The sequence below is a fragment of the Sulfuritalea sp. genome (genome assembly GCF_031426875.1).
Lineage (GTDB): Bacteria > Pseudomonadota > Gammaproteobacteria > Burkholderiales > Rhodocyclaceae > Sulfuritalea.
The window spans coordinates 1-13028 of the sequence record NZ_JASJPC010000059.1 but is presented as its reverse complement, the minus strand read 5'-3'; the positions used below and the strand labels follow the sequence as shown (position 1 = coordinate 13028).

The window sequence follows — 13028 nt, the reverse complement described above, 5'->3', positions numbered from 1 at the left end:
AGGATGTCGTGGGCGCATCCTTTATAATCGCGCATGACTCAAGTCCTGCCAACCAGCTCCAACCTCTCCCCAACGTCCGCGCCTGAAGGTGCAGCCCAGCCGTCGAAGCTGGGCTTCGACCAGTTGCCGCTGGCCCCGGCCACGCTGCTCAACCTGCAGCAACTGGGTTATCTGCGCATGACGCCGATCCAGGCCGCCGCCCTGCCCCTGGCCCTGGCCGGCCAGGACCTGATCGCGCAGGCCAAGACCGGCAGCGGCAAGACCGCCGCTTTCGCCCTCTGCCTGCTGACCAAGCTGAATCCGCGGCGATTCGCGGTACAGGCGCTGGTGCTGTGCCCGACGCGCGAGCTGGCCGACCAGGTGACCCAGGAAATCCGCCGCCTGGCGCGCGGCGAGGACAACATCAAGGTCCTGACCCTGTGCGGCGGCAGCACCATGCGGCCGCAGATCTCCAGCCTGGAGCACGGCGCCCACGTCGTGGTCGGCACGCCGGGGCGCATCATGGATCACCTGCAGCGCGGCAGCCTCGACCTCGCGGCGCTCGACACGCTGGTGCTGGACGAGGCCGATCGCATGCTCGACATGGGCTTTTTCGACGACATCGTCACCGTAGCCAAGGCCTGCCCCAAGGAGCGGCAGACCCTGTTATTCTCCGCCACCTATCCCGAAGGCATCGCCAGCCTGAGCCGCCAGTTCCTGCGTCAGCCGCAGCAGATCACGCTGACCGAGCAGCACGAGGCCGGCAAGATCCGCCAGCGCTTCTACGAGGTGGCGCCCGAGCAGAAGTTGGCCGCCGTCGGTCTGCTGCTCAAGCACTACCGCCCGGTCAGCACCCTGGCTTTCTGCAATACCCGCCAGCAGTGCCGCGAACTGCTGCAGGTGCTGCGCGCCGAGGGCTTTGTCGCCCTGGCCCTGCACGGCGAACTGGAGCAGCGCGAGCGCGACCAGGTGCTGGTGCAGTTTGCCAACCGCAGCTGCTCGGTGCTGGTCGCCACCGACGTCGCCGCGCGCGGCCTCGACATCGACCAACTGGAAGCCGTGATCAATGTCGATGTCACGCCCGACACCGAGGTGCATGTCCATCGCATCGGCCGCACCGGGCGCGTGGACCAGGCGGGCTGGGCCTTCAGCCTGGTCAGCGGCAACCAGATGGCGCGCGTGGACAATATCGAAAAAGCGCTCGGCCACGAAATCGAATGGCATACCCTGAGCGAGCTGCAGCCCGCGCCCGGCAAGCCGCTGCAGCCGCCGATGGCGACCCTGCAGATCCTCGGCGGGCGCAAGGAAAAGATCCGCCCCGGCGACGTGCTGGGCGCCCTGACCGGGGAAGCCGGTTTCAGCAAGGAGCAGATCGGCAAGATCAACGTCACCGATACCAGCACCTATGTCGCCGTCGCGCGCGGCGTCGCGCGCGAGGCGGTGCGCAAGCTGTCGGCCGGCACGCTCAAGGGCAAGCGGGTCAAGGTGCATCTGCTGCAGGATCGGGCGGACTGAGCGCGCCGCCATGAAGACCCCGAAAAGACTCCTGCCGCTGGTCAGCGAAGGCCTGGTCGACGAGGTGCTGCGCCAGTTGATGAGCGGCAAGGAGGCGACCGTCTATATCGTACGCTGCGGCGAGGAAATCCGCTGCGCCAAGGTGTACAAGGACGCCGAGCAGCGCAGTTTTCGCAAGAGCGTGTCCTACCAGGAGGGCCGCAAGACCAAGAACAGCCGCCAGGCGCGGGCCATGGCGAAGGGCTCGCGCTACGGGCGCCAGATGCAGGAAGAAGCCTGGCAAAGCGCCGAGGTCGATGCACTGTATCGCCTCGCCGCCGCCGGGGTCAAGGTCCCGCAGCCCTACCTCTGCCACGAGGGCGTGCTGCTGATGGACCTGGTGACCGATGCCGACGGCCATCCGGCGCCGCGGCTCAATGACATCGAACTGTCCGTCGAGCAGGCGCTGGAATTCCACGCCGGACTGCTCGGCCAGGTGGTGCGCATGCTCTGCGCCGGGATCATCCACGGCGACCTCTCCGAATACAACATCCTGGTCGGAGCCGACGGCCCGGTCATCATCGACCTGCCGCAGGCCGTCGACGCCGCGGGCAACAGCAATGCCGGCGCCATGCTGGAGCGCGACGTCGCCAACCTCGCCGGCTACTTCGGCCGTTTCGCGCCCGAGCTGCTCGACAGCCAATACGGCAAGGAAATCTGGCGCCTCTACGAAGCCGGCAGCCTGACGCTGGATAGCGAACTGACGGGCCGCATCGAGGTCGAGCAGCGCATCGCCGACGTCGACGCCGTGCTCGAAGAGGTCAAGCTGGCGCTGCAGGCGGAAGAGCGTCGGCGCCTGTATCAGCAGGCCGCCTGAGCGCCGTAGCGCCAGCGGCAACTCCTGAGCCCTCACGTCATGACCGGTACCGCCGATCGCCAGGCCGAGATCGTCGCCGCCACCCGCAACTGGCTGGAGCGCGCGGTCATCGGGCTCAATCTGTGCCCCTTCGCCAAGGCGGTGCACGTCAAGGGGCAGGTGCGTTACGTGGTCAGCACGGCGCAGACGGACACGGCCCTGCTCGACGATCTCGAACGCGAGCTGAGTTTTCTCGCTGGCGCGGCACCGGAAGCCGTCGACACGAGCTTGCTGATCACGCCCGACGTCCTCACCGATTTTGCGGCATTCACCGATTTTCTCGATCTGGCCGAAGTGGTACTGCGTAACCAGGGCCTGGCCGGCACCCTGCAGATTGCCAGCTTTCATCCCGACTACGTCTTTGCCGACGCGTCCGCCGAGGACATTGCCAACTACACCAACCGCGCGCCCTACCCGACGCTGCACCTGATTCGCGAAGCCAGCCTGGCCCGCGCCACGGCGGCCTTTCCCGATGCCGCCGACATCTACCGGCGCAATATCGAAACCCTGCAAAGGCTGGGGATCGAAGGCTGGCGCGCCCTGGCTGTGGACGCCGCGGCCAGGCCGAAGCCATAATTGCCCTCATGCATGCCGCATTCACGCTGCGCGAGGACGAGGTCGAGATCACCGCGATCCGCGCCCAGGGTGCGGGCGGGCAGAACGTCAACAAGGTGTCCAACGCGGTGCATCTGCGCTTCGACATCCGCGCCTCCTCGCTGCCCGAGGAAATCAAGGCCCGCCTGCTGCAGTTCAAGGATCAGCGCATCAGCGCCGACGGCGTGGTGGTGATCAAGGCGCAGCAGTACCGCAGCCTGGAGCGCAACAGCTTCGCCGCCATGGCGCGCTTGCGCGAGCTGATCGCCGCCGCCGCCTTCGTGCCGCCGCCGCGGCGCGCCACCAAGCCGACCCGCAGTTCGCAGCGGCGCCGCGTCGATAGCAAGGTTCTGCGCGGCAAGCAGAAGGCCCTGCGCGGCCGCGTCGGCGACGGCTGATCGCCGACGGCGGGCCTCGGTTCAGGGCGCGGTCAGGTCCTCGATCAGTTGCCGCAACGCGGCCACTTCGGCTTCGAGTGCGGCGACGCGCTGTTCCAGCTGGCCGAAACGGCCGCTCGCCGCCGACCCGGGCGCCGCGGACTCCTCGGCGCCCGCCATGTCTTCAGGCAGTTCGCCGCTGAACAAGTGGGCATAGCGCGATTCGCGCTTGCCCGGTTCGCGCGCCAGGCGCTGCACGTAGGGGCCGTCCTCGCGTCGGGCGAGCTGGTCCAGCACCGCCTCGACTTCCGTCACGTCGCCGAAGCGGCACAGCCGGGCCGTGTGGCTGCGCAGTTCGCCCGGCGTCTGCGGGCCGCGCAGGAACAGTTCGCAGACGATGCCGAGTTCCTGCGGCGTGAACTTCAGCGTGCCGTAATTGGTATTGCAGAAGCGGTGCTGGAACTTCGGTACCCGGCTGCCGAAACCGCCCTGCTCATTGACGAAAAACTTCCTGATCAGGCCGTCGACCACCTGCTGCACCTCGGTCTCGTCGAGGTCGAGCACCGGGTCGCGATTGCTGCGCTGGTTGCAGGCATTGGTCAGCGCGTTGAGCGACAGCGGATACTGCTCGGGCGTGGTGATCTCCTTCTCGATCAGGCAGCCGATGACGCGGGTTTCGTGCAGCGTCAGTTCAATGTTCATGGCATGGCTCCGCCGCGCCCAGGGTCGGATAGTCCGTGTAACCGGCTGGCCCCGGGCTGTAGAAGCTCGCCGCAATCGGCTTGTTTTGCGCCGCGCCGGCCCGGACCCGCGCCGGCAGGTCGGGATTGGCGAGAAAGCCGCTGCCGAAGGCCACCGCGTCGACCTTGCCCGCGGCGACCGCCTGGCTTGCCTCGGCGGCCGTGTAGCCCATGTTGGCCACCAGCACGCCGCGGTAGTTCGCCCGGATCGGCGTCATCACGTCGCCGCGTTGCTGGCCGAAGAAATCGCCGCGCATGGCGTGCACATAGGCCAGCTTGAAATCGTTGAGGCGGCCGGCCAGCCAGGCCGCGAGCCCGATCGGGTCGCTGTCGATCATGCTGTTGTAGCTGTTCAGCGGCGAAATGCGCAGGCCGACCCGATCGCTGCCCCAGACCGCGCTGACGGCCTCGATCACCTCGAACATCAGCCGCGCCCGGTTCTCGCGCGAGCCGCCGTAAGGGCCGCCGCGCCGGTTGGCGCCGTCGCGCAGGAATTCGTCGAGCAGATAGCCGTTGGCGCCATGCACCTCTACCCCGTCGAAGCCTGCGGCCAGGGCGTTCTCGGCCGCCGTCCCGAAGCCGGCGACGATGGCCGGCAGTTCATCGTCGCGCAGTTCGCGCGGTATGACATAGGGCTGCTTGCCCTGCGGCGTGTGCACCTCGTCGCCGGTGATCGCGATCGCGCTGGGCGCCACGGGTTGCGCGCCGCCGTTGAGCAGCGGATGGCAGGCGCGCCCGCCGTGCCAGAGCTGCAGAAAGATGCGGCCTCCGGCGGCATGCACGGCGTCGGTGCTCAGCTTCCAGGCGGCGACCTGGGCGGCAGAGTAGATGCCCGGCTCGTGCCAGAAAGCCGAATTGCCCACCATGGCCATGGTGGCTTCGGCGATGATCAGTCCGGCACTCGCGCGCTGCGCATAGTATTCGGCCATCAGGGCGTTCGGCAGGTGGTCGGCGCCGGCCCGGCAGCGCGTCAGCGGCGCCATGAATATGCGGTTCGGCACGGTGCTCGCGCCAAGCTGGAGCGGGCTGAACAAGTCGGTCATGGTCAGGGGTCTCGGCGTAGGGAATGGGCTCGATACTAGCGCAAGCGCCAGGCGATGCCGCTAAACTCTGCGCATGGCCAAGCGCGCATATCCCCTGTCGAAGGTCTACGGTCTGCTCGAACCGGGGCCGGTGCTGCTGCTGACCACGGCCCATCGCGGTCGATCGAATGTCATGGCCATGTCCTGGCACACCATGATGGAGTTCGAGCCGCCGCTGGTCGGCTGCGTCGTCAGCGGCCGCGACTTCAGTTTCGTCGCGCTGACCGCGACGCGCCAATGCGTGCTCAACATCCCGACCATGGAACTGCAGGCCGCGGTCGTCGGCTGCGGCAACACCTCCGGCGCGCGCATCGACAAGTTCCAGCGCTTCGGCCTGACGCCGCTGCCGGCGGCCACCGTCGCCGCGCCGCTGATCGCCGAGTGCTACGCCAACCTCGAATGCCGGGTGGTCGACACGCGCTTCATGAACCGCTACAACTTCTTCGTGCTCGAGGTGCAGAAAGCCTGGCTCGACCCGGCCCGCAAGGACCCGCGCACCCTGCACCATCGCGGCCGCGGCGCCTTCATGATTGCCGGCGAAACCGTCAAGCTGGCCTCGAAAGCCAGGTAGCCGCCGTAGCGCCAGCGCCAACTCTTAAAAGGCCTCGAGCCGCAGGTCGGCCAGCACTTCGTCGCGCAACACGTTGCAGTAGTTCCAGAGTTTCTGGACGAGGGTGGAAGCGTTCATGGTCAGTTCAGGTTTGCCAACAGGCGCAGTTTGTCTTCAAGATCGGGCAGGCGTGCCTGACTGGCGGCGTCGCCCGGCAAATGTCTAGGCAGGGCTTCGAGAAATGCCGGGGTCGCCAGCAGACGGCCCACCCAGTCGCGCAGATAGTTCTTCAGCCCATCATCAAGCTGACGGCACTCGGCCATGAGTTCATCGCGCCCGTCGATCACGGATATCAGATCGCCCAGATCGTGGCTGAAGAGATAGTCGTTATTTCCGCGGTCGGCGAAAGCTTCGAATTTGGTCGCAACGAACGCCGGCGCCGTAATCAGCCGAATCACCATGCCGCTCGGCAAGGGGGTTTTGCGGGCGGTCGCCAGCGCGAGGGGATACCAGCGATTCGAAAAGCCCAGAATTTCCTTCAGGGTCGGCATCACATCGACCGTCACCGCACCGACGCGCCAGCGACAGATCGGCGCATCCTTGCTCATGTCGTTGACGAAGCCCTGCGCGCGCAAGGCTTTTTCCACATGCGCATAGTCGGCGCAGACTGTCGCCTGGACAATCAGGCCCACATCCTCGGTCGGGCGGATGGCCGGCTGCGCCGGATCGGTGATCAGCAGACCGGTCACAGCACCGCCGACGAAGACCAGCTCTTCGCGCAAACCGTCGCCCAGCCGCTCGGCCACCAGCTCCATCATCACGACATTGGGGTCGTTGGGGTTCATGACGCCAGGCGTTCGTCGAGCACTTGCAGGGCGATGGCGCGTTCGCGCGGACTGCCGCCGCGCACCGCATCGAACAGCACCAGCAGTTCATACAGCGCCGGATTGCGCGCCGCAGCGTCCGGCACCGTCGGATACAGGGGATAGAAAGCCGCGCCGCGCACGCTGCCCGCCTTGTGCGGCCAGACCGGCGGCGGTTCGTTGGGCTGCATGATCAGGTCCTTCAGCGGCGCCGCCGCATAACTCGTCGGCATGCCGCGCGTCATTTCGCCCCGCGTTGCGGGGAAGCAATAGCGCGCCCCGTGCTGGACGAACATGCGCAAGGCCTCGCGCACCACCGTCGCCTTGCCCGCTTTGTCTTTGCGCGCTAGCTGGGCAATTGCGGCGCGCTCCAGACCGGCATGCACCTCGGAAGCCGTCAAGCCAAGTTCACCGGCCAGCACCGCATAGGTCGGCGGCAGGCCCTGTTCGAGCGACAGCCGCATCAGAACCACCAGGTCCTGGGGACGGAGCACGACTTGTGGATTCGACTTGGAGCGGTACATGGCGACACCATATTCGCTATTTGCAAATGGCGAATATACTGATTACAGCATTGAAAAACAACATATTTATATGATAATTATCATTTCGCGAATTGCGAAAGTTGGCGCGGCATTCCCCGGTGATGTGGCGATCCGCCTCGTCATGCTCGAAATCGTGCGCCGACGCGTTCATGTTTTCCTAGATGTCTTCCAATACGCGTTCCAGATTTCCGATCGCGTCGCGATGCTTGTCCGGCGTCATCTGTGCGAGGTTTTGCAGCTTCCAGCGAATCGCCGGCAAATCGGGCGCATGCGCCACGCCTAGCAGTTCCCATTTCGGTTCGCGCCGCTTGAAGGAAACCAGAAAATCTCTTTCGCGCTCGCCCAGCCGGCCATGCAAAACGCCAATCAGCTCGGCACGAGCCTGTTCCAGTTCCTCAAGCGTGACAGGCTCCGTGGTCATCCCGACAAACTGACGCTCGAACAAGTCTTTCAGGGGTTTGAGCGTCGGATTCAGCACCCGTGCGATGGAGCCGTCGTGACTGATCAGATACACCAGAAAGGCACGGAACAACTCATCGTCTATCCCCTCCTTCGCCAGGAGCAACTTCGCATCGAACAAATCCCGCGGATGCTGACGGTCCAGGGCCGCGACGATCTTTCCCCCGTAGAGGTCGGCAAAGGAAACCACAGGCACTTCTGCAAAACCAAACTCTGCCTCCGCACTGCCGACAATGCGCCGCATGGCTTCCGGATACACCGTACCGCGCGACACCGGCGATACTTCGATCTTGATCTCCGCGGCACCATCCGAGACCAGCAAGCCATAAGCCCGGCCCTCCTGGTGCTTGCCGGCGCGCACCCGATAGCCATAGGGGCGCCCCGTCAGCCCATTCGAGATTCGGCCCAGGGCTGCATCGATCTCCTGCAGCGCTGCCGCGCGATCTCCCGTCGGCAAAAACGCGAGATCGATATCCACCGAAAGGCGCGGCATGTCGCGCATGAACAGGTTGATCGCCGTTCCGCCCTTGAGCGCGAAACAGGTTTCCCTGCCCACCATCGGCAACACGCTCACCAGCAGGCGAACTTGCTGGGAATAAGGGCTAGCGGGCATGATCATCGAGATCCGCCGGCAGTGTGATCAGATACTTCGGATGCAGTTTTCCGCCGGGCGCCAGCATGCGCTTGCCCTTGCCCAGGTCCACCTCCCTCAAGTCCAGATGCGCCAGCCACTGGTGTTGATGCCGTTCCGCCAGCGCCAGAAACAGCCGCTTCACCTTTACGCTGGCGCAAGCCTGAAGTAGTGCAGCCACGCGGGCCGGTCGCAGGTGTGCCATGCCCTGCATCAGCACATCGGCCTCGTAGACAGACTCTTTCGCCGGCACATCCTGCAGCACTTCGAACATCGCGCGTTCGTCGGAGGCATACAGCAGTTCCCAATCCCAGGCGCCCCATGTCATCTGCTGCAGGCCGAAAGCCGCCAGCTGTCCGGAATGAAGCGGCTCGCCGTGGAAATCGACCAACTTTCCCAGCTCGTCGCGCCGTGCGCGCAAGTTGCCGAACATGGCATCGTTGCGAACGACATAGTGCTCCTGCAATCCAAGCTTGTTCACCCAGGCCGGCAATACGTCGGGACCATAGAGGAAGATCGTTTCCGCCCCGCTCATGCGGACGTAGTGGCCCAGGCCGCGGTGGACCAGCGCCGTCCGGCCGCCGACATGCGCGAAGCTGCCCGCCAGAAGCTGCAGGCTGGCCACCACATGCTGCCACTTCAGCGGCGGCCCCGGCCGCCGATAAACACCGCGCGCCGGGGAGGTCAGCCACCCGCTCTCGACGTACCTGGACAATAGCGCGCGGGAATAGCCTTGCTCCTCCAGCCAGGAGGTCGGCGCCAGCAGGCCTTCGTCCAGCAAGTCCTGGAGTTGGTTTATCTTCGATGATTTATGTTGACCCATCGTTTGCAAAATAGCAGGCTATGCAAACTTCGGCAAGTTTATCTTTGTCCGGATATGCAAACATCAGGTGTGCAAAAGTGACTCGTATTAAACCTGCAATGCAGAGGCGCAAGAGTTGGCGCTGGCGGGACGGCGATTGTTCCTTCGCCCTCGACCTCAAATCTCCCACACAGCTCTACAGGCCGGATACTTCGAGCAACACCAGAAGTTGCCGCCCGCGTTCGCCCCGCGTTTGGCGGTACGGCGAACCATGGCGCTGCCGCACTGCGGGCAGGCCGGTATATCGGATTGCCTCATTGCCGGCGCTGCCTCCACTTCGTCGATCAAAGCGCGCAAGGCCGGGCCATCCATCAGGCTGATATTGCGTCCGGCGGCAAATTCTTGCGCGGCGGCCGTAAATTGACCCGAAGTGACGACAAAGCCGCCCGCTGCGCCGTGCGCCGCCATCACCCCATACAGCTCGCGCACTGTGGTGACGCCGACCTTGAACGCCCTCCACTGCTTGCATTGAACGAAATGGCGCTCGCCGTCCTTGGTCAGCACCAGATCGACTCCACCATCCGCTCCGCCGCCTCCGGTCTCGATCACTGCATAGCCCTGGCGGCGGAAGGCCTCGCCCACCAGCAACTCGAATTCGCTCCAGGTCATCTGGTTCAGCGCACCTGCCGTGGGGTTCTGCGCTACGCCCGCCAGAAGTCGCCTGCGCTTGGCGCGGCCGATTGCCGAGAGCGCGGCACCGATCAGGCAGATCAGGGGCAAGAGATACTGGCCGAGCGTCGCCAGGGCCTTGTAGAAGTGGCTGACAGCAAACGCTCCCACCTGCCCCGCAGCCCCAGGAGTTGGCGCTGGCGCCACGGCGAACTGGTGCAACCCCGCGTAAGACACAAGCGCGAGAACCACCCCCGCCCACCAGGGCAGCATGGCGACGATGTCGATCAGGTCTTCGGCGGTGCTTTGTTTTCTGCGTGCCATCGGCCTATTTCACCGTGACTCGATCACTTGCGCCACCAATATCCGGCAGCGAGCAGCTCAATAGGCGGCTATGCGGCTTTCGCAAACCCTAGCACCGCTTGCTCGTCGTTGGAGGCTGCAAATGTGGCGCCGAGGTTCTCGAGGTCGCGGCGAACCTCGTCGAATGCGGCATGCCGATCGGTGTCCGCTGGCGGTTCGGTGACCGCCAGCAGCATGGCGTCGGGCAGAGCCTTGACCCGGTCCAGGTGACGCAGGCGGCCCAACCACTGGTTGCCGTGATCGAGAATGCGCACCGGATCGTCGTAGGCCAGGTGCATCGGCTTGATGATGCGATGGACGTGACCGGCTTCGTCCTTTTCGGCGAACGGCACGGAAAACTGCAGTGCGCCGGTGCCCAGCTTGGCGCGGCGAAATTGCTCGCCCAATCCCTCGCGGCGCAAAACGCCGCGCACCGCCCGCTCAATCAGCGCCTCGTGATATTCAGGCGTGGCGAAATCATGCTCGACGTAATAGTCGAACAACGCCGCCAGCTTCGCTTCCGGAGCGTCGGTCATCACCGCGCGAACGGTGGAAAAACGGAACAGCGCCTCGCGCGGCCGCGCCAGGTCCTCGAACATTCGCTGCGCGGAGGCTTGCCCAAGCTCCTCGCCGCCTGCCAGCTTGCCGGCCATGTCGCGGGTGCGCGCCAGCTCTTCCTTGAAAGCGCGCACACCTTGAACAAAAACCCGGCGGTCCAGAGTATCGAAGAAGGCGCCTAGCCGGCGCCACTTGTTGGACAAGCGAAAATCGAAATACCGCGCCGTCGGCGCGAACATCACCACACCGACATTGGCGAACTCCTCCGTCTCTGGATACGGGAGGAAGCGAATAATCGCGTATCTGGCGGCATGGAGCATCGTCAGGCCACTCGAACGACCATGACTCATTACCTCAGAAGCGCCACGAAACCAGCTTGTTCGAAATGCCGGTCATGAGCCAGTGCATCGGCGATACCGCGCTCCTTCATGAGCGCGAAAGATGCACAGTCCGTCAGGCTCCACTCCTTATCCAGCATCTGTCGATACATGCCGAACGCTTCACCAAACTGTAGCGATGTCTGCGGCACGACCTCGATATTCGGGTCGGCCCGAATGGCTTCGACCCCGCGAATCGCCATAGCCCGTACCGTAAGTTTGGACAATCCGGCCAGCAATTCATCGAGAACCATTTCAGAAGTCACGATGCGGAACTTGCCCAAGGCGCGAGAGAGATCGATCGCTCTGCCGTTCCAGTCATCCTTCGGATTCAGCACGGCGACCCAATAGCCGGTGTCGGCAAAGACAACCTTCATTGCCGTCCCTCGGCACTGCCGTAGACCACTTCGTCGATGCGTACCGAGAGGTCTTTCGGCACGGCTTCCCATGCTCCATCAGGCGCCGAACGCCCGATGGCCCCCAATTGCTCCCAGATCGGTGCAACGGTTTCGTCATAGGTCGGCTCTTCTGCGGGCGCCAGATCGACATGGTCCACCCGTGCGAATCGTTTCAACGTTCGGTCGGAAGTGGAGAACTCACCGACCCCACGCACCCTCAGACGCGCAGTCTGGTGTTCGTGCAAGGCGTCCAGAACTTTTGCCTCGTCGGCAGGGGAATACTTTCCGTCCACCAGTACGGACACGTCGCCGCTTTGCACCTGAACGGAAAAACGGCCGGGACCAACATTGGCCATGCGCACCTCGCCGACCACGTCTACAACGTCTTCGTAGGTGGCCTCCACCCAATTCGCCAGCCGCTTCCGCGCTCTATCGGTGTAGGCCGCCTCGTTGGCGGCGCCACGGGCACGGGTAAATAGAACTTCACTTTCACGCAAGGTCTTGCCGAAGTTGCGGAAGAGTGGAATCACGTTCGATGGCAACCCGGAGGGAAGCAGATCGTCGGCATTGGCTGCGGCAATCGCCTGATCGATCAAGGCCACAGCCTCATCGAACTCGTCGCTAAGTTCCAACTCGCCTTGTTCGAGAGGCGCCCGGACACGTTGCAGCGGCACCAGGGCGGAGCCATCTTCGAGCCGATTGAACTGGAGTCGGAATCCCTCGCCGAAGCCCTTGGGCAGACGTGCCCGATCTGGATACTTGCCGCGCCAAAGTGATTTGGCGCATTCCAGCACCAGGTCGCGATAGGCGATCAGCTCCTGAGTGCATTCCACATCCAGCGCATGTCCGTCAAAGCGCTCACCGTCAAAGCGTAACGAGGCAAGTTCAATTGTCTGATCTATAGCCATGGTTTGGCACCTCCAATGAAGCTATTGTCTCTCATGGAACGCAGACGAAAAAGCGGCTTGCACTAGGCGCTGATTTGGCACGCACAGACTGGCGCGCCGTTTCAGTAGCCGGCGAGAGACCTGGTTCGATAGACTTCATCGATAGCTCGGTCTATTTACCGCTCCAAGGAATAGCCCAGATCAACCCGCCAATCGCCAGCCAGAAAAAGCCAAAGTACCAAACAACGCTCAACAGGCTCGTTATCCATGCCCACTTGGCCTCAAACCAACTTTGATTAGGTCGCCGAAAGAGGCGTGCGAATTCTGGGTCAAGTCGGCGCTGAGCAAGAAAGAGCTGATCATCGACTGGCTCATGATTGTGAGTGCACTCAATTTTTATTAGCTCATACTCCTCGCGAAGCGCTGTCGCCTCGTCAGATGAAAACGGTTTTCCGTCAGCAACCTCAGCGACACGCTGCCCCAGCTTTCGCTGAAAGGCATTCAGCTTCTGAGCATTCTGAAAGAGCGCCTCAGCCTTCACGGCGCCACTTGCCCCCCATTCAATTAGGCTGACAACAATCACAAACAATCCAAGGCAAACCGACAGCGCGGTCAAGTACTTATCTGCCGGAGTCCCTGCTGTAACCTCATAGACCTTCTGGATGAAGGCAACGGCAATCCCGGCTGCCGAGAATGTGCCAATACTGAATGTCACTGCTGTCCGGTTAAATTGAAGGTGGAATCGCTGTAAGCCATGACTGACAA

General features: G+C 63.7%; 16 protein-coding genes. 5 read left to right on the top strand and 11 right to left on the bottom strand.

The features are described from left to right. Window positions 1–33 precede the first annotated feature (33 nt). The 4 genes from dbpA to arfB are packed head-to-tail and all read left to right on the top strand — an operon-like array spanning window position 34 to window position 3381. Window positions 34–1494, top strand: a complete 1461-nt coding sequence (gene dbpA / locus RMO95_RS21225; protein ID WP_310452681.1) for an ATP-dependent RNA helicase DbpA — start codon at window positions 34–36, stop codon at window positions 1492–1494. A gap of 10 nt (window positions 1495–1504) precedes the next feature. Next, window positions 1505–2350 carry a PA4780 family RIO1-like protein kinase gene (locus RMO95_RS21220; RefSeq protein ID WP_310452680.1) on the top strand — a complete coding sequence of 282 codons (846 nt, stop codon included), beginning with the start codon at window positions 1505–1507 and terminating at the stop codon, window positions 2348–2350. Window positions 2351–2389: 39 nt separating this feature from the next. Further along, entirely contained in the window at window positions 2390–2965 is a 576-nt protein-coding gene (locus RMO95_RS21215; protein WP_310452679.1) for a DUF1415 domain-containing protein, read from the top strand. An 8-nt stretch (window positions 2966–2973) separates the two neighbouring features. Next, window positions 2974–3381 carry an alternative ribosome rescue aminoacyl-tRNA hydrolase ArfB gene (arfB, locus tag RMO95_RS21210; protein WP_310452678.1) on the top strand — a complete coding sequence of 136 codons (408 nt, stop codon included), beginning with the start codon at window positions 2974–2976 and terminating at the stop codon, window positions 3379–3381. A 21-nt stretch (window positions 3382–3402) separates the two neighbouring features. Here the strand turns inward: arfB and RMO95_RS21205 are convergent, their stop codons facing one another. Beyond that, window positions 3403–4062 (bottom strand): YceH family protein, encoded by a 660-nt coding sequence (locus tag RMO95_RS21205; RefSeq protein ID WP_310452677.1) that lies wholly within the window; start codon window positions 4060–4062, stop codon window positions 3403–3405. Then, on the bottom strand, window positions 4052–5143 hold the full coding sequence (locus RMO95_RS21200; protein WP_310452676.1) for an alkene reductase: 1092 nt from the start codon (window positions 5141–5143) through the stop codon (window positions 4052–4054). Before RMO95_RS21200 ends, RMO95_RS21205 begins: the two co-directional genes overlap by 11 nt. 73 nt (window positions 5144–5216) lie before the next feature. Between RMO95_RS21200 and RMO95_RS21195 the strand changes: the two genes are divergently transcribed. Beyond that, window positions 5217–5753, top strand: coding sequence for a flavin reductase family protein (locus RMO95_RS21195; RefSeq protein WP_310452675.1), 537 nt, complete (start codon window positions 5217–5219; stop codon window positions 5751–5753). 119 nt (window positions 5754–5872) lie between these two features. Here the strand turns inward: RMO95_RS21195 and RMO95_RS21190 are convergent, their stop codons facing one another. The 9 genes from RMO95_RS21190 to RMO95_RS21150 form a co-directional block, all read right to left on the bottom strand. Further along, window positions 5873–6577, bottom strand: coding sequence for a hypothetical protein (locus tag RMO95_RS21190; protein WP_310452674.1), 705 nt, complete (start codon window positions 6575–6577; stop codon window positions 5873–5875). Further along, entirely contained in the window at window positions 6574–7089 is a 516-nt protein-coding gene (locus RMO95_RS21185) for a hypothetical protein (RefSeq protein WP_310452673.1), read from the bottom strand. The genes RMO95_RS21190 and RMO95_RS21185 overlap by 4 nt, the downstream gene beginning before the upstream one ends. Window positions 7090–7297: 208 nt before the next feature. Beyond that, window positions 7298–8218, bottom strand: coding sequence for a nucleotidyl transferase AbiEii/AbiGii toxin family protein (locus RMO95_RS21180; protein ID WP_310452672.1), 921 nt, complete (start codon window positions 8216–8218; stop codon window positions 7298–7300). After that, complete coding sequence (locus tag RMO95_RS21175; RefSeq protein WP_310452671.1) at window positions 8202–9053, bottom strand: type IV toxin-antitoxin system AbiEi family antitoxin domain-containing protein; 852 nt, start codon at window positions 9051–9053, stop codon at window positions 8202–8204. The genes RMO95_RS21180 and RMO95_RS21175 overlap by 17 nt, the downstream gene beginning before the upstream one ends. Window positions 9054–9209: 156 nt before the next feature. Continuing rightward, window positions 9210–10025 carry a restriction endonuclease gene (locus RMO95_RS21170; RefSeq protein ID WP_310452670.1) on the bottom strand — a complete coding sequence of 272 codons (816 nt, stop codon included), beginning with the start codon at window positions 10023–10025 and terminating at the stop codon, window positions 9210–9212. Between the two features lie 68 nt (window positions 10026–10093). Next, entirely contained in the window at window positions 10094–10921 is an 828-nt protein-coding gene (locus RMO95_RS21165; RefSeq protein ID WP_310452669.1) for a DUF3037 domain-containing protein, read from the bottom strand. Between the two features lie 29 nt (window positions 10922–10950). Next, window positions 10951–11355: a type II toxin-antitoxin system VapC family toxin gene (locus RMO95_RS21160; RefSeq protein ID WP_310452668.1), complete on the bottom strand. Its 405-nt coding sequence runs from the start codon at window positions 11353–11355 to the stop codon at window positions 10951–10953. Continuing rightward, window positions 11352–12284, bottom strand: coding sequence for a hypothetical protein (locus RMO95_RS21155; RefSeq protein WP_310452667.1), 933 nt, complete (start codon window positions 12282–12284; stop codon window positions 11352–11354). The genes RMO95_RS21160 and RMO95_RS21155 overlap by 4 nt, the downstream gene beginning before the upstream one ends. A 151-nt stretch (window positions 12285–12435) precedes the next feature. Then, window positions 12436–13028: SLATT domain-containing protein (locus RMO95_RS21150; RefSeq protein WP_310452666.1), on the bottom strand; the 593-nt coding region annotated here is incomplete at its 5' end.

Bases quoted from the DNA above. Each gene is read 5' to 3' on its own strand.
- arfB (WP_310452678.1), top strand. From the start codon at position 2,974: ATGCATGCCGCATTCACGCTGCGCGAGGACGAGGTCGAGATCACCGCG.
- RMO95_RS21220 (WP_310452680.1), top strand. From the start codon at position 1,505: ATGAAGACCCCGAAAAGACTCCTGCCGCTGGTCAGCGAAGGCCTGGTC.
- RMO95_RS21195 (WP_310452675.1), top strand. From the start codon at position 5,217: ATGGCCAAGCGCGCATATCCCCTGTCGAAGGTCTACGGTCTGCTCGAA.
- RMO95_RS21165 (WP_310452669.1), bottom strand. From the start codon at position 10,921: ATGCTCCATGCCGCCAGATACGCGATTATTCGCTTCCTCCCGTATCCA.
- RMO95_RS21190 (WP_310452674.1), bottom strand. From the start codon at position 6,577: ATGAACCCCAACGACCCCAATGTCGTGATGATGGAGCTGGTGGCCGAG.
- RMO95_RS21175 (WP_310452671.1), bottom strand. From the start codon at position 9,053: ATGGGTCAACATAAATCATCGAAGATAAACCAACTCCAGGACTTGCTG.
- RMO95_RS21180 (WP_310452672.1), bottom strand. From the start codon at position 8,218: ATGATCATGCCCGCTAGCCCTTATTCCCAGCAAGTTCGCCTGCTGGTG.
- RMO95_RS21200 (WP_310452676.1), bottom strand. From the start codon at position 5,143: ATGACCGACTTGTTCAGCCCGCTCCAGCTTGGCGCGAGCACCGTGCCG.
- RMO95_RS21215 (WP_310452679.1), top strand. From the start codon at position 2,390: ATGACCGGTACCGCCGATCGCCAGGCCGAGATCGTCGCCGCCACCCGC.
- RMO95_RS21205 (WP_310452677.1), bottom strand. From the start codon at position 4,062: ATGAACATTGAACTGACGCTGCACGAAACCCGCGTCATCGGCTGCCTG.
- RMO95_RS21155 (WP_310452667.1), bottom strand. From the start codon at position 12,284: ATGGCTATAGATCAGACAATTGAACTTGCCTCGTTACGCTTTGACGGT.
- RMO95_RS21160 (WP_310452668.1), bottom strand. From the start codon at position 11,355: ATGAAGGTTGTCTTTGCCGACACCGGCTATTGGGTCGCCGTGCTGAAT.
- RMO95_RS21170 (WP_310452670.1), bottom strand. From the start codon at position 10,025: ATGGCACGCAGAAAACAAAGCACCGCCGAAGACCTGATCGACATCGTC.
- dbpA (WP_310452681.1), top strand. From the start codon at position 34: ATGACTCAAGTCCTGCCAACCAGCTCCAACCTCTCCCCAACGTCCGCG.